This window comes from Kitasatospora sp. NPDC059817, assembly GCF_042731835.1.
Taxonomy (GTDB): Bacteria; Actinomycetota; Actinomycetes; order Streptomycetales; family Streptomycetaceae; genus Kitasatospora.
Genome location: NZ_JBHWIR010000046.1, coordinates 21,704 through 46,037, shown reverse-complemented (window position 1 = coordinate 46,037; position 24,334 = coordinate 21,704). Strand labels below are relative to the sequence as shown.

The 24,334-nt window shown below is 72.9% G+C and carries 18 protein-coding genes and 1 other RNA gene; 13 read left to right on the top strand and 6 right to left on the bottom strand.

Going from position 1 to position 24,334, the window contains the following annotated elements:
* Positions 1 to 116: 116 nt before the first annotated feature.
* From ACFV61_RS12905 to ACFV61_RS12895, 3 genes are all read right to left on the bottom strand, one after another.
* Positions 117 to 260, bottom strand: a complete 144-nt coding sequence (locus tag ACFV61_RS12905) for a VenA family class IV lanthipeptide (protein WP_159398410.1) — start codon at positions 258 to 260, stop codon at positions 117 to 119.
* Between the two features lie 261 nt (positions 261 to 521).
* Positions 522 to 2,519, bottom strand: a complete 1,998-nt coding sequence (locus tag ACFV61_RS12900; protein WP_380491586.1) for an alpha/beta hydrolase family protein — start codon at positions 2,517 to 2,519, stop codon at positions 522 to 524.
* Positions 2,516 to 5,719 (bottom strand): lanthionine synthetase LanC family protein, encoded by a 3,204-nt coding sequence (locus ACFV61_RS12895; protein ID WP_380491584.1) that lies wholly within the window; start codon positions 5,717 to 5,719, stop codon positions 2,516 to 2,518. The genes ACFV61_RS12900 and ACFV61_RS12895 overlap by 4 nt, the downstream gene beginning before the upstream one ends.
* Positions 5,720 to 6,370: 651 nt before the next feature.
* Here ACFV61_RS12895 and ACFV61_RS12890 point away from each other — a divergent pair.
* The 3 genes from ACFV61_RS12890 to ACFV61_RS12880 are packed head-to-tail and all read left to right on the top strand — an operon-like array spanning position 6,371 to position 9,115.
* On the top strand, positions 6,371 to 7,207 hold the full coding sequence (locus ACFV61_RS12890) for a Nif3-like dinuclear metal center hexameric protein (protein WP_380491582.1): 837 nt from the start codon (positions 6,371 to 6,373) through the stop codon (positions 7,205 to 7,207).
* A gap of 23 nt (positions 7,208 to 7,230) precedes the next feature.
* Positions 7,231 to 7,974, top strand: a complete 744-nt coding sequence (locus tag ACFV61_RS12885) for a zinc ribbon domain-containing protein (protein WP_063347374.1) — start codon at positions 7,231 to 7,233, stop codon at positions 7,972 to 7,974.
* Positions 7,975 to 7,978: 4 nt separating this feature from the next.
* Positions 7,979 to 9,115 (top strand): bifunctional RNase H/acid phosphatase, encoded by a 1,137-nt coding sequence (locus ACFV61_RS12880; RefSeq protein WP_063347373.1) that lies wholly within the window; start codon positions 7,979 to 7,981, stop codon positions 9,113 to 9,115.
* 49 nt (positions 9,116 to 9,164) lie between these two features.
* Here the strand turns inward: ACFV61_RS12880 and yaaA are convergent, their stop codons facing one another.
* Both yaaA and ACFV61_RS12870 read right to left on the bottom strand, forming a co-directional pair.
* Positions 9,165 to 9,950, bottom strand: a complete 786-nt coding sequence (gene yaaA, locus ACFV61_RS12875; RefSeq protein WP_380491580.1) for a peroxide stress protein YaaA — start codon at positions 9,948 to 9,950, stop codon at positions 9,165 to 9,167.
* Between the two features lie 117 nt (positions 9,951 to 10,067).
* On the bottom strand, positions 10,068 to 10,508 hold the full coding sequence (locus tag ACFV61_RS12870) for a DUF3995 domain-containing protein (protein ID WP_079135552.1): 441 nt from the start codon (positions 10,506 to 10,508) through the stop codon (positions 10,068 to 10,070).
* Positions 10,509 to 10,650: 142 nt separating this feature from the next.
* On the opposite strand from ACFV61_RS12870, the gene ACFV61_RS12865 reads away from it, so the two are divergent.
* From ACFV61_RS12865 to rnpB, 5 genes are all read left to right on the top strand, one after another.
* Positions 10,651 to 11,001, top strand: a complete 351-nt coding sequence (locus tag ACFV61_RS12865) for a hypothetical protein (RefSeq protein WP_380491578.1) — start codon at positions 10,651 to 10,653, stop codon at positions 10,999 to 11,001.
* Positions 10,998 to 11,369 (top strand): type II toxin-antitoxin system death-on-curing family toxin, encoded by a 372-nt coding sequence (locus ACFV61_RS12860; protein WP_063347370.1) that lies wholly within the window; start codon positions 10,998 to 11,000, stop codon positions 11,367 to 11,369. Before ACFV61_RS12865 ends, ACFV61_RS12860 begins: the two co-directional genes overlap by 4 nt.
* A gap of 121 nt (positions 11,370 to 11,490) precedes the next feature.
* Entirely contained in the window at positions 11,491 to 12,948 is a 1,458-nt protein-coding gene (locus ACFV61_RS12855) for an RNB domain-containing ribonuclease (RefSeq protein ID WP_380337517.1), read from the top strand.
* 110 nt (positions 12,949 to 13,058) lie between these two features.
* The gene (locus ACFV61_RS12850; RefSeq protein WP_380491576.1) at positions 13,059 to 14,546 is read left to right on the top strand and encodes an MFS transporter; all 1,488 of its coding nucleotides are present in this window, start codon (positions 13,059 to 13,061) and stop codon (positions 14,544 to 14,546) included.
* 13 nt (positions 14,547 to 14,559) lie between these two features.
* Positions 14,560 to 14,956: RNase P RNA component class A (gene rnpB, locus ACFV61_RS12845), an RNA gene on the top strand.
* Positions 14,957 to 14,977: 21 nt separating this feature from the next.
* On the opposite strand, the gene ACFV61_RS12840 is transcribed toward rnpB, so the two are convergent.
* Complete coding sequence (locus tag ACFV61_RS12840; RefSeq protein WP_380491574.1) at positions 14,978 to 15,727, bottom strand: very short patch repair endonuclease; 750 nt, start codon at positions 15,725 to 15,727, stop codon at positions 14,978 to 14,980.
* A 251-nt stretch (positions 15,728 to 15,978) separates the two neighbouring features.
* Between ACFV61_RS12840 and ACFV61_RS12835 the strand changes: the two genes are divergently transcribed.
* The 5 genes from ACFV61_RS12835 to ACFV61_RS12815 are packed head-to-tail and all read left to right on the top strand — an operon-like array spanning position 15,979 to position 24,275.
* The gene (locus ACFV61_RS12835; RefSeq protein WP_380491573.1) at positions 15,979 to 18,579 is read left to right on the top strand and encodes a Z1 domain-containing protein; all 2,601 of its coding nucleotides are present in this window, start codon (positions 15,979 to 15,981) and stop codon (positions 18,577 to 18,579) included.
* Positions 18,579 to 19,592 carry a PD-(D/E)XK motif protein gene (locus ACFV61_RS12830; protein ID WP_380337529.1) on the top strand — a complete coding sequence of 338 codons (1,014 nt, stop codon included), beginning with the start codon at positions 18,579 to 18,581 and terminating at the stop codon, positions 19,590 to 19,592. The genes ACFV61_RS12835 and ACFV61_RS12830 overlap by 1 nt, the downstream gene beginning before the upstream one ends.
* Complete coding sequence (locus tag ACFV61_RS12825) at positions 19,589 to 21,481, top strand: hypothetical protein (protein ID WP_380491571.1); 1,893 nt, start codon at positions 19,589 to 19,591, stop codon at positions 21,479 to 21,481. The genes ACFV61_RS12830 and ACFV61_RS12825 overlap by 4 nt, the downstream gene beginning before the upstream one ends.
* A complete protein-coding gene (locus ACFV61_RS12820; RefSeq protein WP_380337535.1) occupies positions 21,478 to 22,380 on the top strand; it encodes a hypothetical protein in 903 nt (300 codons plus the stop codon). The genes ACFV61_RS12825 and ACFV61_RS12820 overlap by 4 nt, the downstream gene beginning before the upstream one ends.
* Complete coding sequence (locus tag ACFV61_RS12815) at positions 22,380 to 24,275, top strand: DUF6339 family protein (RefSeq protein ID WP_380491569.1); 1,896 nt, start codon at positions 22,380 to 22,382, stop codon at positions 24,273 to 24,275. Before ACFV61_RS12820 ends, ACFV61_RS12815 begins: the two co-directional genes overlap by 1 nt.
* The last annotated feature ends 59 nt before the right edge of the window (positions 24,276 to 24,334 follow it).

The window sequence follows — 24,334 nt, the reverse complement described above, 5'->3', positions numbered from 1 at the left end:
GGTGTGGGGGGGGGGGGGGGGGGGGGGGGGGGGGGGGGCCGCGGCGCACCCGCGCGGCGGCCCCCGCCGCCGCCGGCGCCCCGGCCCCCCCCCCCACCCACGGCTCACCGCCTGGATCAGCTGTTGGTGAAGATCAGGCAGGTGAGGATGAGACAGGTGTACTGGCAGCCGGCGCCGTGGCCGGTCAGCTCGACGGACTCGGTCTCCGGCAGGTCCTGCAGCGCCGCGAGATCGGTCTCGAAGTCCACCATGTTCTCCATGATCGGGTTCCTCCCCTGGAACTACGCCCGCCGCGATCTGCCTGCGGGCATCGGGTGTCGCCCCCGGGCGGCTCGGTCCGCCGCGCCGGGGTGGTGCCCCGGGCCGCGTCGGGCCCGGGAGTCTGTGTGGTGAGGTGTCGACGTTCTGAGGTGTCGAGGTGTCGAGGTGCCGACGTCCTGAGATGTCGAGGTACCGACGTGTCGACGTCCTGAGGAGTCGAGGTGCCGAGGTGTCGACGTACCGAGGTGCCGGGGCTCCGGTCAGCCCGGTCGGCCGGTCCGCAGGAAGGCGGCCAGCAGCTCGTGCAGCACGGCCGCGCCCTCCTCGGCGAGCACCTCGTGGCCCGATCCGGCCGCCTCGACGTACCGGAAGTCCGCGCCCTCGACCCGGCCGATCCGCAGCAACTCGTGCCGCAGTGAACGGGACTGGCTCACCGGCACGACCTCGTCCCGGTTGCCGTGCACCACCAGCAGTGGGGCGCTCAGCCGGTGCGCCAGCTGGAGGACGTCGCGCGGGCCACGGGCGTCGGTGATCGGCTCGTCGCCGGCCAGCCGGGTGGTCAACGCCCGTACGGGGGCTGCCGCTTCGGCCAGCAGCCGGGCACCGGACAGGAACGGCGCGACCACCGCGCAGCGGGACACCTGCTCGGCCGGCGCGTGCGCGGCCGCCAGCAGCGCCAGGAACGCGCCGTAGCTGACCCCGAACAGGGCCGGCGGCTCCAGCCCGAGCGCCGCGCGCTGGCCGGCGATGCCGTCCAGCAGGTACAGCACGTCGTCCAGGTCGGGCCCGCCCCAGGCGCCTCGGATGGCCATCGCGTGCGCCACCCCGTAGCCGGTGGAGCCGCGCTGGTTCGGTGCGATCACGGCCAGGCCCTCGGCGGCCATCCGCTGAAGGGCCGGGTCGAACTCCAGCCGCCAGGCGTCCGCCGGGCCCCCGTGCAGCGCCAGCACCAGGTGCGGGCTGCTCAGCCAGGTGTCCCCGCCGTACACCACGGCCTCCAACGGCCCCGCAGGACCGGCGAGTTCGAGGCTCTGCGCGGGCTGCCAGCGGCCGCCGTCCCCGGGTGCGGTGCTGCCGTCCACCCGCCAACCCGGCGGCTGGGTACGGGGGGTGCGCGGACCGCCGGGCTGCCAGGGCAGCACGGTGTCCCGCCACGGGCCGGGCAGGCCGGAGCCCAGCGGCGCCAGTTGCAGCGGCAGCGGCATCGGCATCGGGCCGGCCCCAGGCTTCGCCGGGCCGTGTGCCAGCAGCGCGTCCACGTCCAGGGCGGCCAGCGCCGCCGGGTGGTCGGGCGAGGAGTAAGGGAGCCGCAGCGCCGCCCCGCCCCAGTGGCCGACCGCGCCGAGCCGGCCGGGCGGTACCGGCAGCTGGTCCAGCCGGCCGGCGGCGGCCCGCCACAGGGCGAGCGCGGAGCCGGCGCCGTGGTCGACCTGCACCGCCACCTGCGGGCCGTCCGCCGTCTGCCGCAGCGCGACCGGCCGCAGGAACATGCCCGCGACGTGCAGGCACTCCGGGAACCGCAGCGGTTCGCCGCCGCCCAGCACGCCCCAGCCGAGCCGGTCGGTGCCCGGTGCGTCGCTGCGCACCATCGCGAACCGGCTGTCCGGGTCGAACAGCACCAGCCGGTCGTTGCTGCGCTCGCCGATCTCCAGCAGCGGGGTGGTCGTGCCGCTGCGCAGGTCCAGCACCACGGTGCGGACGAGCCCCGCGTTCACCCGGTCCAGCGCCAGCAGCGCCCCGGCGTGGTCCAGCCAGGCGCCGCCGCCGTGCAACCCCGGGATCTCGGCGACCCGTTCGGGCTCGCTGCCGTCCGTCCGCACCAGCCAGGCGGTGGTCGCCGGGCGGGTGTCCGTCCCGAGGGCGAGCGCCACCGGCGTCCGAGGACCGGCCCCGGGGGGCGTCGGGATCGGCAGCAGCCGCAGCCCGGGCATCCGGATCGTGGCCACCTGCTGTTCCACGGCGCCGTTCTCGCCGTACGAGAGGCGGACCAGGTCGTGCCGCTCGCCGTCGTGCCGGCAGACCAGCACCGAGCCGTCCGGCAGCGCGACCAGTTGCGAACGCAGGCTCTCCGACCGGTTGCCGGGCAGCGGCAACGCGAGCGGCGTGGCCGGCCCGCCGTCCGACGGCAGCCGCCAACTCTCCACGTACCAGCCGCCGTCGGCGGCCGAGGCGAGGCAGGCGGCGTGACCGCCGTCGGCGGCGAAGGTGAAACTCAGTCGGCGCAGCGCCTGCGCGACGGTCCGGGTGGCCACGTTCATGCCCCGCTCACCCCGCTTGCCGCACCCTGGGACCGGCGTACGGCGGGCGGCACCGGATCCACCCAGAGCCGGGGGCCGCCGTGCCGCAGTCGCAGCAGGAAGGCCAACGCGCCCGCCGCACCGGTGCCGTAGCCGGCCGCACAGCCCGTCCCGGTCTCGTCCGGCAGCACCAGCAGGCCGCCCCGCAGTGCCGACCGGGCGGCGATCAGCTGCGCCAACTCCTCGGCACCGGAACGGAATTCTGGTTCGGCGGCGACCTCGGCGAGGTCGAGCAGGTACTCGCCGTCGCCGGCCAGGCCGTGGCAGGCGCTCACCCCGCCGTGCCAGCGCCCGGCCAGTACGGCCCGCCCGGCGGCCAGCGCCAGCCCGTGCGCGGTGGCGTCGCCGGTGGCCCGCCAGAGCCGCAGCAGGAAGGTGCCCACGCCGGACGAGCCGCTGCACCAGTGCGCCAGCCTGACGCGGTCCGGATCGTCCGCGCTCTGCGGCCACCAGGCGCTCTCGCGCGGCGCGTCCCAGCGGACGGTCGCGGCGAGTGTGCGCCCGGCCTCGACGGCGCCGGCGAGCAGGTCGCGGTCGCCGGTCGCCTCGGCGGCGGCCAGCAGGAAGGCGCCCACACCGGCCACGCCGTGCGCGAAGCCGAGGTGGGTGATCCCGGCGAGCGCCGAGTCGAAGTCCGCCGGCACCGGCCACACCCGCCCGTACGGCTCGTGCCGGGCGGCGGCGAGCAGGGCGTGGCCGCAGTGGGCGGCGCGGTCGAGGAAGTCCGGGTCACCGGCGGCTTCGGCGGTGAAGCCTTCGGCAGCAAAGTGGAGTTGGGTGAACCCGGAGCCGGCCGCGCCGTGGCAGACGTCGGGGTTGGGCCACTCGACGGGGATCCGCCGGGCGAGCGCGGCGGCCCGAACGGCCAGCGCGTCGTCGCCCAACGCCCGGGCGGCGTCCAGCAGCGCCCAGGCCGTCCCCGACCGCCCGAAGTGCAGCCCGGGCAGCACCACCGGCTCGGCGGCCAGGCGCTGTTCGATCCACCCGGCGGCCGTCCGTGCCGTCCGCGCGGCCTCCGCGCGCACCCCGCCCGGCAGGCCCTCCGTCGCCACCGCCCGCGCCAGCACCGCCAGCACCCCGGCGGCGCCGTGCTGCACATTGCACGGATCCGTCCGCTCCCCGGCGGGCACGACCGGCCACAACCGGTCCCGCCGCAGCGGCGTGGCCGTGACGGCCAGCTGCCGCAGGCCGTCGCACAGCACCCGGTCGAGGAGGCCGGCCGACGCGCGGCAGGCGGCGTCCGCAGCGGCGCCGTCGGGTCGGACGGCAGCCCGGGGGCCGCCGGTCGCGGCGGCCGGGTCGGTCGGGTCGGTCGGGTCGGTCGCGGAACGGTCGTCGTGGGCGTCGGCGGAGTGCTCGGCGGGCGTGGCCCGGTGGGCCGCAGCGCGCCACGGCGGAGCGGCGGCGGCCCGCATGGCACCGGCCCTGGCGGGCGCGGCACTGCCGTCGGCGGCTCGCTGCGGGGGTGTGGTGGCGGCGTCGCCGGTCGGGCCGTCGGGGTGCCGGGTGTGCGCGGTCCGCCGGTTCGGGGCCTGCCACAGGGGGGTGACGGCGGTGGTGGTCTCATGCCCGTGCGCGGCACCGGGAGCCCCACCTGGGCGTGTGTCATCGCCGCGCCGGGCGTCCGCAGTGGCTTCGCCCGCGAGTTCCGCCCTGACCTGGGCGAGGCTCCAGCGCTGCCCCGGCTGTTCGGCCCGGAGGCCGAGGACGGCGGGGGCGAGGCGGCGGGCGGTGGTGCCGGTGCGGGCGGCGAGGGCGAGCCAGCGGCCGAGGCGCTCGGTGACCGGGCGGGCCCGGGGGAGGTCGTCCGGGAGCAGCGGGTCGTGCCCGGTGGCGAGGAGGAAGAGCAGGCCGCCGAGGGCGTACAGGTCGACGGCCGGGTCGGCGACGCAGGTGCCGTCGTGGACGAGGCCGAGCCGGCCGGGCCCCTGTTCGGGGGCGCGGTAGCCGGGGGTGCCGGCGGAGCCGGCGGGGCGGCCGGTTTCGGCGGCGAGTTCGAGGTCGACGAGCCGGAGGCGGCCGTCGGGGCGGACCATCACGTTGCCGGGGGAGAGGTCGCGCAGGACGAGTCCTTGGGCGTGCACCCGTTCGACGAGGTCGAGGAGGGCGTGCGCGACCGGTCCGGCGTCGGCCCAGTCGACGTCGGGGCTGCCGTCGCGCCGCAGCCGGGCGGCGACCCACGCGCCGAGCGGCTGTCCGGCGATTCGTTCCTGCACGAGGAAGACGGAGTCGTCCCGTTCGATCAGTTCGATCGGGCGGGGTGCCAGGCCCTGCCCGTCCAGCCGGGTCAGCAGGGCGGCCTCGTGCCGCAGGGCGTCGCGGGCGTCGGTGCCGGCCCGGTCGATCTCGATGTGTGCGCGGGCCTGCTTGACCACGACCTCGGCGCCGCTCGCGGCCTCCCGGCCGAGGAAGACCCCGCCCTTGGTGCTGTGCCGTACGGCGGCGGTGATCGCGTACCGCTCGGCGAGCAGCACGCCCGCGCCGCGTTTCGGCCCCGGCCGGGCCGCACCGGTCTCCAGCGGGTCGCCGGCCCAGGACGGCGCCCGGTAGGAGGCGCCGCGCACGTCCTCGGCCCGTTCGCCGTCCGGCCCGTGCAGGACGGACCGGTACTCCCCGTCGTGGCCGAGCTCGGCGCGGGCCGCGAAGGCGCCGTACCGGTAGTGGACCAGGCTGCCGGGCCGGTAGGGGCGGTCGGAGAGCACGACGGGCCCGGGCAGTCCGGCGGTGGCCCGGTCGAGTCCGGCGGCCAGCCGCCGGAACTGGGCGTCGTCGGCCGGGTAGACGGTGATGAACTTGCCCGCCGAACCCCGATCGCTGTTACGGGAGTTGAGTTCGCGCAGCCGCTGCTCCCCGGCGGCGAACTTGAACGGGCACGGGTCGTCGGCGAGAGCCCGTACGACGGCCGCGAGCACTGCTTCGCCCGCCGCCGAGGCCGCGCTGACGTGGAGCTTCCAGCCCTGCTCCGGGAGTGGAACCGACGCGGGCGGCCTGGCCGTGCACCAGAAGCCCCCGGCGGTGACCTCCCAGTCGCCGCCGCCTCCCCGGCCGCCGGCCTCCGCCAGCGCCGCCCGCGTCGTCTCCGGCCACGGTCCGGCCGCATCCGGCCCGTGGCCCGCCGATTCCCCGCCCCCGGCCGTACGCAGCGATGTGCCCGCCGCCATTCGCCACCACATCCCTTCGTCTCGTCCGCCGCCCGTGGGTGCCCACCTGCTCCGGCACCCGGGCGTGCGGCCCGGCCTGATCGGTTTCCTCGGAAGGAGCGGGAGTGCCGCCCCTGAACGGGAGTGCCGCCTCGGTGTGGCGTGCCGCCCCGGTGCGGCGCACCGCCCTGGTACGGCGCACCGCCCTGGTACGGCGGTGCCGCGCCTGGGGCAGGAGCCCCGGCCGCGCCCGTCCCGGGCCCGGTCTCGCCAGGGCCCGTGTCCGGCGGAGCGCCTTCCCGACCCCCGGTCGGGGCAACTGTCGGGGCAACTCCCGTTCGCAGGACTGAAGTTACTTTCGAGGCGGGAGTGGCTCAACGTAGAGCCGGTCACTTCACTCGTAAGGGTGATCAGGAAGCGGTTTCGAATTCGTGCGAGGGCTCCCATGTGAGCAGTGGGCGCCGGGCGCGCGGGCGCGTGCGACCGGCGCTGGCCTCTCCCGGGCGCCCCCACCGCAGATTGACGCGCGTCCGTACGCCATCGGCACCCGTGTCCGAACCGCGCCGCCGCCGCATCCCCGCCGCACCGGCCGCCCCGCTGCCGCCGCCCCGCCGCCCAGGTCGCCGAACGGCCGAGGCCCGACCGCCCCCGCGCGCACGGTAGTCTCGACAGGTGCCGAAACTGTCCGACGTCATCACCGCGCTCGAAGAGGTCTACCCGCCGCAGTGGGCGGAGGCCTGGGACGCCGTCGGCCTGGTCTGCGGAGACCCCCAGGCCGAGGTCGGCCGTGTGCTGTTCGCCGTCGACCCCGTGCAGACGGTCGTCGACGAGGCCGTCGAGTGGGGCGCCGACCTGGTGGTCACCCACCACCCCCTCTATCTGCGCGGCACCACCAGCGTCGCCGCGACCACCTTCAAGGGCCGGGTCGTACACACGCTGATCAGCAACGGCATCGCCCTGCACGTCGCGCACACCAACGCCGACCACGCCGACCCCGGCGTCTCGGACGCGCTCGCCGAGGCCGTGGGCCTGCGGGTGACCGGCCCGCTGGTGCCGGACCCGACCGACCCGCTGGGCCGCCGCGGCACCGGCCGCATCGGCTTGCTGGAGCCCCCGCTGCCCCTGTCGGCCTTCGCCGCGCAGGTGGCCGAGGGCCTGCCGGCCACCGCCACGGGCGTCCGGGTCTCCGGCGACCCGGACCGGCTGGTGAGCCGGGTCGCGGTGTGCGGCGGCTCGGGCGACAGCTTCTTCGCCGAGGTGCGGGCGGCCGGGGTGGACGCCTACCTCACCGCCGACCTGCGCCACCACCCCGCGTCCGAGGCCGCCGAGGCGGCGCCGGTCGCCCTGGTCGACGCCGCGCACTGGGCCACCGAGTGGCCCTGGCTCGCCCTGGCCGAGCGGGCCCTGCACACCGCCGCCGACCAGCGCGGCTGGGCCGTGGAGACCAAGGTCTCCCACCGGGTCACCGACCCGTGGACCGCGCACGCCCCCATGTCCTTCACCGCCTGACCCGATTCACAGGAGCCTTCCCCTTGAACGCCGCGCCCGCCGACCAGATCCGCCTGCTCGACCTCCAGGCCTTCGACTCGAAGCTCGACCAGCTGGCCCACCGGCGCCGGAGCCTGCCCGAGCACGCCGAGATCGAGAAGGCCTCCGCCGACCACACCGCGCTCAAGGACCTGGTGGTCGCCGCCGAGGCCCAGCAGGGCGACACCACGCGTGAGCTGACCAAGGCCGAGCAGGACGTGGAGCAGGTCCGCGCCCGGTCCGCCCGCAACCAGCAGCGCCTGGACTCCGGCGCGATCACCTCGCCGAGGGACCTGGAGAACCTCCAGCACGAGATCGGCTCGCTGGCCAAGCGCCAGGGCGACCTGGAGGAGATCGTGCTGGAGGTCATGGAGCGGCTGGAGAGCGCCCAGACCCGGGTCACCGAGCTGACCGCGCGCCTGCAGCACTCCACCGTCGTCCTCACCGAGGCCGAGACCCGCCGGGACGCCGCCTTCGCCGAGATCGACACCGAGGCCGACAAGGTCAAGCGGGACCGCGAGACCGTCGCCGCCGTCGTCCCCGCCGACCTGCTGAAGGTCTACACGAAGCTGCGCCAGACGCAGGGCGGCGTCGGCGCGGCCCGCCTCTACCAGCGCCGCTGCGAGGGCTGCCGCACCGAGTTCTCCATCACCGAGTTCAACGCCATCAAGGCCGAGCCGGCCGACAAGGTGGTCCGCTGCGAGAACTGCTCGCGGATCCTGGTCCGCACCGCCGATTCGGGCGCCTGACCCGGTGGCGGCTCGCTTCATCGTCGAGGCGGACGGCGGGTCCCGGGGCAACCCGGGGCCGGCCGGCTACGGCGCGGTGGTCCGGGACGGCGACACCGGGCAGATCATCGCCGAGGCCGCCGAGTTCATCGGCCACGCCACCAACAACGTGGCCGAGTACAAAGGCCTGATCGCCGGCCTCAAGGCGGCCCGGGAGCTCGACCCGGACGCCTCGGTGGACGTCCGGATGGACTCCAAGCTGGTCGTCGAGCAGATGTCCGGGCGCTGGAAGATCAAGCACCCCGACATGCAGCCGCTCGCCGCCGAGGCCCGCACGATCCTCCCGCGCGCCCGGGTGACGTACACCTGGATCCCGCGCGAGCGGAACAAGGACGCCGACCGGCTCGCCAACGAGGCGATGGACGCGGGCAAGGCCGGCCGCCAGTGGGAGCCCAGGCCGCGGGCCGCCGCGGTGGTGGACGAGCCGCCGCTGGAGACCGCCGCCCCCAAGGCCGGCTGGGCCGCCCCCGCCGACCTCGGCACCCCGACCACCTTCGTCCTGCTCCGCCACGGCGAGACCGCGCTGACCCCGCAGAAGCGCTTCTCTGGCAGTGGCGGCAGCGACCCGGAACTGTCCGACAAGGGCCGCTGGCAGGCCGCGCGGGCTGCCGAGGAACTGGCCGCCCGCGGCAGCATCCAGGCCGTGGTGGCCTCGCCGATGCGCCGCACCCGGGAGACCGCCGAGATCGTCGCCGCCCGGCTCGGCCTGGAGGTCCGGTACGAGGACGGGCTGCGCGAGGTCGACTTCGGCGACTGGGAGGGCCTGACCTTCGCCGAGGTGCAGGAGCGCCACCCGGAGGACCTGGCGGCCTGGCTCGGCTCGGCGAAGGCCAAGCCCACCGGCAGCACGGAGAGCTTCACCACGCTCACCCACCGGGCCGGCGTCGCCCGGGACAAGATCATCGCCCGGCACCCCGGCAGGACCGTGCTGGTGGTCTCCCACGTCAGCCCGATCAAGACGCTGGTCCGGCTGGCGCTCGGCGCCCCGCCGGACGCGCTGTACCGGATGGAGCTGTCCGCCGCCTCGTTCTGCGCCGTCCAGTACTACGCGGACGGCAACGCCTCGCTGCGGCTGCTCAACGACACCTCGCACCTGCGCTGAACACCCGGGGCTGAACGCCTGGCTCCGGGGACCGCCCCCCGGAGCGGGCTCAGTGCACCTCGGTGACCACCACGTCCAGCTGCCACGGCTTGCGCGCCGTGCCTTCGGCGGCGAGCTCCACCCGGTGCCCCAGGCCCCGCAGCGCGTCCAGCAGCTCGCCCGGCGTCTTCGGCTCGATCCCCGCGACCAGCAGGTCCCGCACCAGGCGCCCCTTGGTCGCCTTGTTGAAGTGGCTGACGACCGTGCGCTTGCCGTTGCGCTCCTGGAGCACCCGGACGGTCGCCGTCCGGGACGTCACCTCGCCGGCTGGCTTCCACGCCGCCGCGTACGCCGAACTGCGCAGGTCCAGCACCAGCCCGTCCGCCACCTCCGGCAGCACGGACGCCATCGCGCCCCGCCAGTACGCGCCGAGCGCCCCCGGGCCGGGCAGTTTCACGCCCATCGAGCAGCGGTAGGGCGGGATCCGGTCGGAGATCCGCACGGCGCCCCACAGGCCCGAGAAGACCAGCAGCGACCGCTCGGCCCGGCCGTACGCGGCCGCGTCCAGCGTGGCCAGACCCAGGTTGTCGAACAGCACCCCGGTGTACACCTCGCCCGCCGGACGGGCACCCGCCTCAGGCAGCCCGGCGTTGCGGGCGATCTCGCCGCGCAGCCCGGGGCTGAGCCCCAGCACCTCCGCGGCGGTGTCCTCGTCACCCCGGCAGAGACCGACCAGCGCGTCCAGCACCTCGCCGCGCGCCGCCGTCAGCCCGGGCAGCGACAGCCGGTCGAGCGCCACCGGCACCCCGTCCCCGGATGCGGCCTTGCCCTCCGAAGGCGGCAACAGCACCAGCACAGCGGACTCCTCAACACTCTGTGGCGGATGAACCCCGCCACCCTACGCAAAACCGGCGCGCCCCGGGCGGCCCGCCCGCCCCGTCCGTCCGCCCCGAGACGGTTGCCCCGGCCGCGGCTACTCGGCGCCGCCGGCCCCCGCGACCACGGCCGTCCCGGCCGCCAGCGCCAGGCAGAGCGGCGAGTAGTACCGGGTGTCCAGCCGCTTGAACCGCTCCGAGCGCTCGACGGCCCTCCCGAACAGCACCAGGCCGCCGGCGCCGCGCGCCAGCATCACCCCGGCCACCGCCCGCACCCCGGCCCGCCGCAGCCGCCGCGGCCCCACCGCAGGCAGCACCCCGGCCTCCGCCCCCACCAGGTACGCGGCCGTCCCGAGCAGCCCCGCCACCGCGACGCAGGCCGCCGGGGACGGTGGTCCGTCGCCCGCGCCGACCACGGTGTCCGCGAACTCCTCCGGCGTCCGCAGCGGCCACGGCGTCACCGCCCACACCGCGTGCAGCGCCCCCGTCGCCGCCAACACCCCCGACACCGCTGCCCCGGTCACCTTCACCGCACCCATTGCCCGAACCCCCTTCGTGAACGACCACTCGACCCCAGCCTACGAGTGCTCACACCCGGGCCCCACCCCGCCCGGGGGTTGGAAATCCGGTGGGGCCGCCCGGCGTTCGCCACTACGGTGAGCAGCGAGGAGTGTGAGCGAGATGACCCTGCGACCCCTGGACCTGGTGCCCGGCGACGACGACGCCGTGGAGGAGTCCCTGTCCGTGCGCCTGCCCGCCGGCCTGCCGGCGGAGACCCGGCAGGCCCTGGAGTTCGCGGTGCGGGCCGCCGCCGAGGCCGTGATGGCCGGGCGGGTGCGGGTGACCGAGGCCCCGGCCGGGTCGGACACCGCCGAGCTGGCCTTCGAGGTCCGCCAGTCCGAGGTGCCGGACGCGCTCACCGAGCAGTCGCAGGAGCCCGGCCGACAGAGCCGGTCCGAGCGTCGGGCCGCCATGGTCGCCCGGATCCGTGCCGCCAACGCGGAGACGCTGGAGAGGCTCAAGGACCTGTGACCGAGTACCTGGACCTGGAGGACGTCACCTACCTGGCCGGCGGCCCGGAGAACATCCGGGACCTCGGCGGCCTGCTCTCGGCGATCGCCCGCCCGCAGGCGAGCCTGTTCGGCGGGGACGCCTACCCGGACCCGTGGACCAAGGCCGCCGCCCTCGGCCAGAGCCTGTCCCGCAACCACCCGCTGATCGACCGGAACAAGCGCACCGCCTTCGAGGCGATGCTGCTGTTCCTGGACTACAACGGCGAGCCGTACACCGACCCGCACCCGGACGACGCGGTGGCCTTCATGCTCCGGCTGGCCACCGGCGGCTACGACGACGCCGTCGTGCTCGCGGGCAAGGACCTGAAGTCGCTGCTGGGGCGCTGAGCCCACCAGCACCGGCCGCCCAGTGGTACCGGCAGCACCGGCAGCACCGGCCGCCCGGCCGCCCGGCGCGTCCGGCGGGGTGATCCGTCCGGAATCACCCGATTCGCCCTACGCTGCCTGCATGCCTCGCCGAAAACTGCGCGTCAAGGCCGCCGACTCCGCCCGGATCAACACCGAACTGACCGAACTCCGCGCCCGCCTGGAGATCCACACCGAGTGGCCGGAGCCGGTGCTGGCCGAGGCGGAGGAGGCGGCCGAGCGTCCCCGGCTGCCCGAGCACGACGCCACCGACCTGCCGCTGTTCACCGTCGACCCGCCCGGCTCGCGCGACCTCGACCAGGCCATGCACCTGCTCCACCGCCCCGGCGGAGGCTACCGGGTGTACTACGCCATTGCGGACGTCGCCGCCTTCGTCCGCCCGGGCGGCGCCATCGACGCCGAGGCCCGCCGCCGGGTCGAGACCCTGTACTTCCCGGACCACCGCGTCCCGCTGCACCCCGCCCGGATCTCCGAGGACGCCGCCAGCCTGCTGCCCGGCGAGCCCCGGCCCGCCCTGCTCTGGCAGCTGGACCTGGACGCCGACGGCGCCGTGGTGCTCGCCGACCTGCGCCGCGCCCTGGTCCGCTCGCACCGCCGCCTCGACTACGCGGCCGTCCAGCGCGCGGTGGACCTCGGCGGCGCCGACGAACAGCTCGCCCTGCTCGCCACCGTCGGCCGGCTGCGCGAGGAGCAGGAGCGCGCGCGGGGCGGGATCAGCCTCCCGGTGCCCGAGCAGGAGGTCGAGGAGACCCTGCACGGCTACGTCCTCGGCTACCGCGCGCCCGGCCCCGCCGACGGCTGGAACGCGCAGATCTCGCTGCTCACCGGCCTGGCCGCGGCCGACCTGATGCTCGACGCGGGCGTCGGCCTGCTGCGCACCCTGCCCGCCGCGCCCGCCGCCGCGTACGAGCGGCTGCGCCGGATCGCCGCCGCGCTGGACGTGGACTGGCCGCAGGCGCTCCCGTACCCGGAGCTGATCCGCTCGCTGGACCCGGACGCGCCGATGGACGCCGCCTTCCTCAACGCGTGCACCGGCCTGCTGCGCGGCGCCGGCTACCACGCCTTCGACGAGTCCCGGGGCCTGCCCGCCCCGGCCGACCCGGGCCACGCCGCGCTCGCCGCGCCGTACGCGCACTGCACCGCGCCGCTGCGCAGGCTCGGCGACCGCTTCGCGCAGGAGGTGTGCGCGGCGGTGGCGGCGGGGGAGGAGGTGCCGGACTGGGCGCGGGAGGCGCTGCCCGCCGTGCCGGGCCTGATGGCGAGCGGGGACCGCCGCGCGGCCGAGGTCGAACGGGCCTGCGTGGACCTGGTGGAGGCGGAGCTGCTGGCCGGCCGGGAGGGCGAGGACTTCACCGCCGTGGTGATCGACGTGGACGAGCGGCGGCCCGCGGCCGGCACGGTGCAGCTGCGCCGGCCCGCCGTCCGGGCCCGCTGCGACGGCGCCGATCCCGGGGCGGTGCTGCCGCTCGGCGGGCTGATCCGGGTCCGGCTGACGCAGGCCGACCCGCTCACCCGCACCGTCCGCTTCGCCGCCGTCTGACCCCTACCGCTTCCACACGCCCCACGCGCCCCCGGCGCCCGCCCGGCGCCGCCACCCGGACGGTCCGTCACACGGCCCCCGAGCACCGTCCAGGTGGGAGGATCGGTCCCGTGCCCGAAGCCCAGCCCTCCGTCGCCCCGGGGCGCCGCCGCCGACTGCTCGTCCTGGCGATCTGCTGCCTGAGCCTGTTCATCGTCGGCCTGGACAACACCGTGGTGAACATCGCCCTGCCGGCGATCCAGCGGGACCTGGACGCCCCGGCGTCCGGGCTGCAGTGGATCATCGACGCCTACACCCTGGTCCTGGCCTCGCTGCTGATGCTGTTCGGCTCGGTGGCCGACCGCTTCGGCCGCCGCCGGGTGTTCCAGACCGGGCTGCTGTGCTTCGCGCTCGGCTCGCTGCTGTGCAGTCTGGCGCCGAGCCTGGAGTGGCTGGTGGCGTTCCGGGCGTTGCAGGCGGTCGGCGGTTCGATGCTGAACCCGGTGGCGATGTCGATCATCACCAACACCTTCACCGACCCGAAGGAGCGGGCCCGGGCGATCGGCGTCTGGGGCGGCGTGGTCGGCATCTCGATGGCGCTCGGCCCGTTGCTGGGCGGCTTCCTGGTGGAGGGCGCGGGCTGGCCGTCGATCTTCCTGATCAACGTTCCGGTCGCCGTGGTCGCGATGCTCCTGACCGCCCGTTACGTCCCGGAGTCGCGCTCGCCCCGGCCGCGCCGGCTGGACCCGGTCGGGCAGCTGCTGATGATCGTCCTGCTGGGCTGCGGCACCGCGGCCATCATCGAGGGCCCGGGCAGCGGCTGGACGTCCCCGCTGATCCTCGCCCTGGCGGCCGCCGCCGTGGCCGCGCTGATCGCCTTCCCGCTGTGGGAGCGGAGGGTGGCCGAGCCGCTGGTGGACCCGCGGTTCTTCGCCAGCGCGCCGTTCACCGGCGCCACCGTCACCGCGGTCTGCGCCTTCTCGGCCCTGGGCGGCTTCCTCTTCCTCAACACGCTCTACCTGCAGAACGTCCGGCACTACGACCCGTTCGAGGCGGGCCTGTGGACGCTGCCGATGGCCGCGATGATGCTGGTCTGCGCGCCGCTGTCCGGCCGGATCGTCGGCAGCCGGGGCCCGCGCGGTCCGCTGGTCGCGGCCGGGCTGGGCCTGGTCGCGAGCGGGCTGCTGCTGACCAGGCTGGCCGCCGACTCCCCGCCGGCGCTGCTGCTGGCGGCGTACGGGCTGTTCGGCTTCGGCTTCGGCATGGTCAACGCGCCGATCACCAACGCGGCCGTCTCCGGCATGCCGCGCGCCCAGGCGGGGGTGGCCGCGGCGGTCGCCTCGACGAGCCGCCAGATCGGCCAGTCGCTGGGGGTGGCGGTGATCGGCACGGTCGTCACCTCGGCCGTGGTCGGCCCGGTGGCGACGGGCTTCGCCCCGGCCAGCCACGCGGGCTGGTGGATCCTGGTGGGCCTGGGCGCCGCGATCCTCCTCCTCGGCCTGGCGACCACCACCCCGTGGGCGACCGCGACCGCCGTCCGGGTGGCCGCCCGCCTCGGCGGCGAGCCGCCCGTGGTCCGCTCCGGTGTACGGGAGGCCCCACCCGAGCGGCTACGATGACCACTACGGCGGAAGAGCCGGCCGGGCGGCCGCGACGGGTCCTTGACCCGCCGAGGAACGTCCGGGCTCCACAGAGCAGGGTGGTGGGTAACGCCCACCCGGGGTGACCCGCGGGACAGTGCCACAGAAAACAGACCGCCCACCGCTTCGGCGGCGGGTAAGGGTGAAACGGTGGTGTAAGAGACCACCAGCGACCGGGGTGACTCGGCCGGCTCGGTAAACCCCACCTGGAGCAAGGTCAAGATCGGCGCCCTCGGGCGCCGTGCGCGGATGACTGAGGGCTGCTCGCCCGAGTCCGCGGGTAGACCGCACGAGGCTGTCGGCAACGGCAGTCCTAGATGGATGGCCGCCTCCCCGGGCCGCGCGAGCACCCCGGGAGACAGAACCCGGCGTACAGGCCGACTCTTCCGCCCCTTCTTTTTTTTCCTGCCCTAAGGGCCGGATGTCCTGGCGTCGATCGCGGCCCTGACCGCTTCGGCGGCCGCGTCCGGTGGCACGTGCTCCCAGATCCGGATCACCGTCCACCCGGCGGCCTTCAGCGCCTCGTTGGTTTCCGTGTCGCGTTCCCGGGTGCGGTTGAGCTTCTTCTCCCAGAACGAGCTGTTGGCCGAGGGCCGGGTGCCGTGGTCCGGGCAGCCGTGCCAGAAGCAGCCGTCGACGAACACGGCGATCTTCGTCTTCGGGAAGACCAGGTCGGCTGTTCGTCTAAGGTCGGGCAGGGGTCGTGCCGACACACGGTAACGGAGTCCCTCGGCGTGCAGCAGCGACCGAAGCCGACGCTCCGGGGCCGTGTCCCTGCCCTTGTTTGAGCGCATGGAACGCCGGGTCCCTGGCGAGGACGCCCAGGAGACGACGCCCTGCTCGACGGCGTCGACCAGGAGTCCGGCCTCCCGGGCAAGACGCCATCCCTCGCGAAGGTTGGCGCCACGGGTACGGCGGTCGACGATGCCGAGCCGGGCGCTGTGCGTCCGGCCGTCGACGGACCAGCGCAGACCCGCGCGGGTAGTGCCTGTCCGGGGCGAGGTGGTGAGGACGACGCTGGCAGGCCGTAGCCGGCCACCTCCAATGTCCACCAGTCGGGCTTCCGGGCCTCCGGCTGCGTGGTCCTGCTCGCGCGATCGTTCGGCCCGGCTCGGAGACCGCGAGGGGGCGGTCCGAATCGACGAATCCGTGGCGTTCATCCTGGTCAGTCCCGTTCTCCGCCTGTCAGGTGTGCTTGTGGCCCTTGAAGTCCCGGCTCCAAGGCCCAGCGTAGGACCTGCCATGGACACTCGGTCCCGCCGTGAGGGTCGGGGCGGTGAACAGGAGGCCGTCGAGACGGTGATTGCCTGTACTGTTTTCGCGATCGATCCATGGCCGGGGCGCTCGCACCGCCGTCGTGCCCTGGGTGGGGCGTGGACGAATCAGCTGTACAGGGGAGCCGGGCGGCGCAATGAACGAGTTCGATCTGCAGTACGAGGCGTTTAAACAGCTGATCAAGCAGAAGACGCCCGAGCAGGCGCTGAGCACGATCAGGCTGTTCGGGATGAGCGAGGAACTGGTCAGGCGCATCGCCAAACGGCACCAGCAGGAGACCATCAAGGTGCGGGACATGCGCCAGCCCGGCTCCGTGGTCCGCAACAATCGTGAGACCTGGTACGTCGGTCCGCAGGAGGGCGACCGTTGTTGGCCCGCGCTTCAGAACCTGCTCGGGCGGACCGCGTGGGACGAGGAGTCCGTTCAGAGTCTCGACGAGGCCTCCACCAAGGTGGTCTCGATGCTCGACCACCCTTTGGAGAAGTCGTTCTCCACTCGCGGGCTGGTCGTCGGATACGTCCAGTCCGGGAAGACCACCAACTTCACGGCGCTGATCGCCAAGGCGGCAGACGCCGGATACAAGTTCTTCATCGTTCTGGCCGGCATGCACAACGGCCTGCGCAGGCAGACCCAGCTGAGGCTTCAGGACCAGCTGGTGGATCCGGTGCTGGACCAGTGGCACACGCTGACCAAGACGGAGGGCGACTTCGAACCGCACGGCAATCCGGCGGCCTTCTTCGCCCAGAGCAACGGGCAGCACGTGCTCTGCGTGGTGAAGAAGAACGTTCCCCGGTTGAAGAAACTCAAGAGCTGGCTCGAGCAGGCGCCCGACTATCTGAAGACGTGCCCCACGCTCATCATCGACGACGAGGCGGACCAGGCCAGTGTCGCCTCCAAGACGACGAACCCGTTGATCCGGGAGATCATCGACCTCTTCCCACGTGTCGGCTACGTGGGCTACACGGCCACCCCGTTCGCGAACCTGCTGATCGACCCGGCCGCCGGGGACCTTTACCCCAAGGATTTCATCGTCAACCTGCCGAAGCCGAAGGGGCACTTCGGGACCGAGGTGCTGTTCGGTCGGCAGCCGATCGATGGGGAGGACCCGGAGGACGTTCCGGACGGCTACGACATGATCCGTACGGTCCCGTACGAGGAGATCCCTCTGGTCCGGCCCGGACGCGATGAGATCGACGGATTCGTTCCCGAGATCGAGGGAGCCCTGCGCGAGTCCGTTCTCTACTTCTGGCTCGCGACCGCCGCCCGTCGCTTCCGTGGCACAGGGAACCGTCATTCCACGATGCTCGTCCACACCAGCGTCGGCACTGCTGTGCACGAGAGCTTCAAGGCGCCGCTTGAGGACTTCCGAGAGGAGGTCTCCGCGCTGGTCGAGCGCGGAGACACGGCCGCACTCGGCGAGCTGCGCCGCCTGTGGGGGAGCGAGACCGGCCGTGTGGACGCGAGCGAGTTCGACGAGACGGAGACCTCGTTCGACGAGCTCGTGGAACACCTGCCCGGGGTTCTCGTGGAGTGCCGGATCATACTGGACAACTCCACGAGCCTTGAGCGCCTCGACTACGAGAACGGTCCGGTCACGGCGATCGCGGTCGGAGGGAACACCCTCTCCCGCGGCCTGACTCTGGAAGGCCTGATCGTCAGCTACTTCGTTCGTGGTGCGTCCACGTACGACACGCTCCTCCAGATGGGGCGCTGGTTCGGCTTCCGCAACGGCTATGCGGACCTGCCGCGCGTGTGGATGACGGACGACCTGCGTGACTCGTTCCGGCACATCGCGATGGTCGAGGCGGAGATGCGGCGTGACATTGACCGCTACCTCGTCGAGGACAAGACGCCGGAGACCTTCGCGGTCCGCCTGCGCAGTCACCCTTCGCTGAGGATCACCGCGGCCGCGAAGATGCGCGATGCGATCAAGGCGAGTTCGTCGTACGGCGGCCAGCGCATTCAGACCCGGTACTTCCACACGCACGACGCGGCCTGGCTGCAGGCCAATCAGGAGGCCGCCAGCGGGCTGCTCCGTGACGCGTTGAAGCTCGACGGTGCGCGGCACGAGGACCACACGGTTCACGGCCGGCCTGGTAGGCACGTGCTGAGGGACGTCTCGCATGGCCTGGTTCTCAGGTTCCTGGACGAGTACCGATTCCATGAGAAGTCGATGGACTGCGATACGAAGCTGCTGCGGGAGTACATCGAGAAGCGCACCCGGGCCCGTAACGGAGGAGGTCTGCGGCGCTGGAACGTCGCGGTGGTGGGCAACGCCCCGAGCGGTTCGTCGGACATGCTCTACGAGTTCGTCGAGGGCATCGCCGTCGACCGGATCGTTCGCGCGCGGCAGATCACGGCCGATCCGGCGGCCGCGGACATCAAGACCCTGATGAATCCGATCGACGCCGGTATCGACCTGGACCTCAAGGGCTGGTCCGGCGGAAAGGTCACCGAGGACGTGCTCAAGCACCTCCGGCAGACCCAACTGCCGGACACCGGGCTGCTCGTCCTCTACCCGATCGACCGGGTTTCGCCGACCAGGCGCAAGGAGCGTCTCCCGCTGGACGCCGTCGACCACGTGATCGGTGTGGGCATGGTGTTCCCCGTGCCGCGTGGCGAGGACAGCAAGGTGGACTGGTACAGCGCGGACCTCTCCGGTGTCGTGCAGGACGACGATCTGGACGCGATGCCGGAGGAGGACCTCTCGGCCGCGCTCTACGAGGAGCAGGGCTGATGACGGACGGAGGCCTTCAGAGGATTCTCGAGGATCACTGGGTGGCTCTCGGCGTTGGCCCTGCCGGTGGCGCCGATGTCGTTCGGACCTCGGAGTTGCCGGTCGACACGGAACTGGGGCGGCTGCTGGCAGCGGTGGACGGCCACGGATTTCGACACCTCCTGGTGCCTCTGCAGCGACGTCAGAGCGTGGCCGGCAGCGTGGCCGGAGCGGCTCTGCGCATATACGAACGGCCGTTGCAGGACGACAACCGGTACGGACGGTACGCCGACATCACCTGTGCGCTCAGGGAGCTTGACGACGTCTTCACCGGGCTGTGCAAGGACGTCCTCCTCGCCCTGGAAGCGGATGGTTCGCGCCCATACCGGACGGCCCTTGCGGTCGTGGACCGCTGGCGCCGGTTGTTCGCCGGGGTCCCGAGGATGCTCAGCCGTGAACAGCTCGTCGGGTTGCATGGTGAACTGTCAGTTCTGGAGCGGTTGCTGACGATCGACCCGGGGGCCGTTCGGCTCTGGGTGGGCCCCGACGGGCAACGCCACGACTTCACCGACGGACGCCATGCCGTCGAGGTGAAGAGCACCATCGACGCCTCGGAACGGAGGACCGTCCATGTGCACGGCCTGGACCAGCTTGAGGAGCCGGACGGCGGCGATCTTCTGCTGGGCTGGCACAGGTTCGAGGAGCGCGTCGACGGCGAGACCCTGAAGGAGCGGGTCCAACGGGTGCGCGACCTCTGCGACGACGAGTCCGGGTTCATGGCCGGGCTGCTGAGCGCGGGGTACCGGTCCGGCTCGGGCGACCCGCAGGCCGATCGCCGACTCCGGTTGGTGGAGAGCCGGTGGTACACGGTCGATGAAACGTTCCCGCGGTTGATGGTGGGCTCGCTTGTCGACGGCGTACCCGAAGGCGTGTTGGATGTCGGATACGTGGTCGACCTGGTCGGGGTGCGTGCGGAGCCGCTGGAGCCTGGCGTCGTCGACGAGCTGCTGATACGAATGGGGCGGAACGCGTGACGACGGTGCCGCGATGGTTCTCGGAACAGCACGGACCGGGCGGCGGGAACGGCGGGTCCCTACTGCTGCGTCGGCTCGATGCGACGGAACTCGATAACCTGACCCTGCTCGTGCGGGAGTCGGCCCAGAACAGCTGGGACGCCCGCGCCGGGGACGGGCCGGTCGACTTCAGGATCGAACTGCGCACGCTCGGCCCGGCCGAGGCGCCGGCGTGGCGTGCGCTGCTCGAACGCGACGCGCCGACGCCCGCTCACCTGCCGTTGCGGGCGTCCCTCCACCGTTCGGCGCCGAGGATGCTCATGGTCACGGACCTCGGCACCAAGGGCCTCGGCGGTCCGACCCGGGCCGACGAGGTGTCGGAGGAGGCCTCGGACTTCGTCGCGTTCGTGAGGAACGTCGGCGATTCCCAGGACGCGGAGGGCCGGGGTGGTACGTACGGGGCGGGCCGGGTGGTCTTCCACCTCGCGTCCGCCGCACATACCGTGCTCGTCCACACCCGTTGTCGGGTCGGGAACCGGATCGAGACCCGCCTCATCGGGTGGGCGCTCCACGAGCGGTACACCACGGAGACCGTTCTCGGTCCCCGATCCTTTACCGGGCGCCACTACTGGGGCGAGGTTCGGGACCGGGGGGATCAGACAGGTGTGTCGTACGTCGAGCCGCTGACGGGGGAAACGGCTGACACCGTAGCCAGCGAACTCGGCCTGCGCCCGTTCCCCGAAGGTGTGACCGGGACGACGATCGCGATCGTCGACCCCGACTTCGGAGACCGCACCGCGGCCGAAGGGATGCGGTGGATCGCCGATGCCATGGTCTGGAACCTGTGGCCCAAGATGCTCCCCGGTGCCGACGGCAAGCCGCCCCTTCGTCTATCCGCCGTGCACGACGGCACCATGGTGCCGGTGCCCGAACCGGCCACGGTCCCGCACCTGGGGCCCTTCGTGCACGCGTTCCGCTCGATGGACAGGCCGATCGCGCACCGGAGCCTCGGCCGGATCCTGGGCACCTTCGGACTCAAGCCGTTGATCTCGCCGTTCGGTGAACCGCCCCCACCGGCGCGGGAGGCCGGCATCGTCGGGCGGGTGCACCACACATGTCTGATGCGGCCCGTCGATCTGGTCGTGAGGTACCTCGAAGGGCCTGCGCCCACGGACGAGGCGATGGGGTACGCAGCGGTCTTCCGAGCGGACTCCGCAATGGACCGTGTCTTCGCGGCCAGCGAGCCGGCCACTCACGACGACTGGTTGGTCGAAAAGCTGAGCGGGGACGAGCACCGTCTGGCCGGTTGGGCCATGCGGGAGATCAAGCGCGAAATGAAGGAGGCGGCCGCCCCGCGAGCGCAGGGTGTGGAGTCCGGCGATGGTGTCTCGCTCGCCCGCATGAGCCGGTTGATGTCGGGTCTCATGGTCGGCGCCGCCGGACAGGGGGGCGGGGCCGTGTTCGGCCCGCCCGGGTGGAGTCGCCGATCGGGGGGTCGGTCCGGTACGGCGGCAGTCGGCTCGGTGGCCAATGGCACATCGGACACGACGGTGGACCGGTCCGGTAGGCGCGGTGCCCGGGTCCGGCACCTGGACGCCCCGTTTCCGGACACCTTCGAGGGCCGACCGGTGGTGGTCCAGCGTTTCCAGCTGCCGGACTGCGGACCGTATGAGGTGAAGGCGGTTCTCGGTGTCACCCTGGGCGGAGGCGGTCGGGAGGATTCACCACCGGAGGGTGCGGCGGTGCCTGAGGTGGTTGGTTGGGTGTCCGACGCGGGTGACTTCGCGACCGCGAGGATTCTGCAAGCGGAAGGCGGAGACGGGAAGGTCTGGTCTCTTCTGGTCAGGCCGGCGCCCGACACCGTAACGCAGGTGACACTCGAAGCCGGGTTCAGGGAGGTGTCCGCATGAGCCGTCAGGTGTTCCCCTACCGGCGGCCGCAGAACGACGAGGTGTCCGCGGACGGCTGGTCGGTCCGCCTGGACGGGGAGGGGCGTGGGCCGCTCCCGTCGTTCATCCCGGACTGGGACTACCAGTACGATCTCCACCTCGAACGCGAGGTGCGCATCGACGTCGACGCGGTTCGCCGGTCCACCGGACTCCCCGTCGAGGCAGAGCTGACATTGGTGGTCGTCTGGAGTTCCTCCGGCTCCGGGCTGAGAGTGCGGGCACATCGCGTCACGCTGCCGGCCGTGGGGGCGACGGTGGTACCCGTCTCCTTCACTGTGCACGGCCGGGAGAGCGGTGGGGTGCTGGTGTTGGACACTCAACTCGTCCTGACTTCGCGGGTGAACACGATGTCCCTCTGGACCGCCGGCCGCGCCGGGTCGATCCTCTGGCGGGACGAGGCCCAGGTCAGGCTGCAGGGTGACGACTCCCAGTTCCCCATGTCAGTGGTCGACTTCAAGCTTGCGGGTTATCCGGACGACGCCCCGTGGCTGTTGTCGATCGGGCCGGACCCCAGAGCGGCCGCCATGGGCGCGATGGTCCTGCTGGTCAACAGCGGGACGCCGTCGGTGCTCGAAGCCATGAAGCGGGCCGATCAGCCGACGCCGGCTGACCGCCCTGTCCACTCGGCGCTGCGGGCGGATGTGGTCCGCCTTCTTGTCGAGCACGCGGTCCGGAACCCGGAGCTTCGTGAGGACTGGCGATACGAACCGGACACGCTCGGGCACCTGCTGCTCGGGATCGTCCACACCTACTTCCCCGACACCTCCTTGGAGGGCCTCCGCAAGTTGTACGAGAACGACCCCTCCCTGTTCTCCGCACGCGTCCAGAGCGCCGTCCGGCTTTTCGCGAAGGAGTCCTGATGGCCTACCTGATGCCGCAGCTGCTGCCAGCCGCCGTCGACGGACTGTGTGTGGAGCTCAAGGACCGGACGGTCGAAGAGCTTCGGACCCGCGCCGCCGTGTCCCACCCCGCCACGTACTACGCCGCGACCGGAGGGCGGCGTCTCCCCGCGGACCGGCTGGCGGCACTCCGGGATGCGGTCGTTGCCGTGGCTGTCAAGAACGGTTTCCCGGCGCAGTCCGACAGGCCGCCAGCCCGGCGGGCGGCGGCGCGCTTCGACACCGAGGTGGCGCGACTTCTCTACAAGGACGCGGGGATCATCCCTGCCGAGGCCCTGTCCCCACAGTTGTGGGCGTTCCTGTCCCTTGTCGTGATGCCGGACGTGGCCGCGTGGCGTTTCCCCGGTTTCAACCCGAGACGCGTCACCGGCCGCGACATCACCCGTCACGTTTTTGGACGCCTTTGGTGGCGGGCCCACCTGGTGGGTGGCGAGCGGCTCGACCCGGACGATCTCTACGACGCGCTATCGGTGCTCGGGGAGGAGGCCTTCGACCAGGTCTTCGCCCGGCGGACATCCATCGGCGCCAGCTCGCACCTTGTCTGCGGGATCCTTCGGGTGTGGCAGGAGTTCGACATCCCGGACGAGGAGGTCGCCGATCGGCAGGTCTTCCGAGACTTTCTGAAGCGCATCCTGCGACTGCGCGCGTTCGTTTCCTTTGACGCCCTCGACGAGAAGGAGCTCGACGAGGAGTTGCGCGGCCTCGTCCAGGAGTCGTTGGCGACGATCACAAGCCGGGACAGTGGGCGTGAGCCGAAGTCTCCGTTCCCGATTCCGGCCCAGCGGCCGTCGCTGGACGACGTGCGCACGATCGAGGGCTCCGGTATGAGCGGGGCAAGATCGGTGGGTTCGGCTGCAGGCAGCACCGTGACGGAGGACGCCCCGTTGACGGTGATCGATCTCTGCGCCGGGGTCGGAGGCATGACGCTCGGGCTGGAACGGGCGGGGTTCGAGATCGCCGCGGCAATCGAGATCGACGCGGACAGCTGTGACACGCTGAGGACCAATCGACCGGCCTGGGAGGTGTTGACGGGCGATCTTCAACACCTTGGACCGGAACACTCCGTCTTCCGTGGCAACGTCGATGTCATGGTGTGTGGGTTGCCCCGCTCCCCGTACACGTCGGCCGGCCGACAGCAGGCGACCAGCGACCCTCGCGACGTGCTCGTGGGTGCGCTGGCTGTGGCCATGGCCGTCCGCCCGCGCATTCTGGTGCTGGAGAACATCCCCGACTTTGTGGAGAAGCCCAAGTTCGAGGAGGCTCGGGCCAAGGTTTTCGCCGCTGCGGAGGAACTCGGCTACGTGGTCGAGAGGGGCGAGCTCCAGGCGGTGGACTTCGGTGTGCCACAGCTCAGGGGGCACGGCTTCGCGGTGGCCATGAGTGCTGAGGACATGGAGCATTTCACCTGGCCCGACCCGCTTCCCGGCCAGCGGCCCACGCTGGGCGAGACACTGCTGCCATCCATGGCCGCCCGCGGGTGGCCCCACGCCGCAGAGTGGGCCGCCGGTGCGGATGTTCCCGCCCCGCTGATCGTGGGGGGCGCGACGGGGCGCGGGGGCGCCGATCTCGGTCCGTCGCGCTCCAAGGCCATGTGGGCCCGTTTGGGTGTGTACGGGGGGAGCCTGGGGGACGAGCCGCCCGCCGCCGACTTCGTTCTGGATCGTGGGGCCCCGCCGGGCGAAGGACTGCTGAGACTTACCCTGGAGCAGGTGGCACTCCTGCAAGGGCTTCCGACCGACTGGAAGGTTCAGGGCAGGAAGACGTCCGTCTATCGGCAGATCAGCCAGGCGGTTCCGCCGGTGGTGGCCGAGGCGTTGGGCCGCAGCCTGCTCGCGGTACTCGGACCGCGAGCGTGACTCGTTCCAGCAGACGCCGGAACACCCGTACGGCGGGCCGACCGCCTTGATCGCAAAGT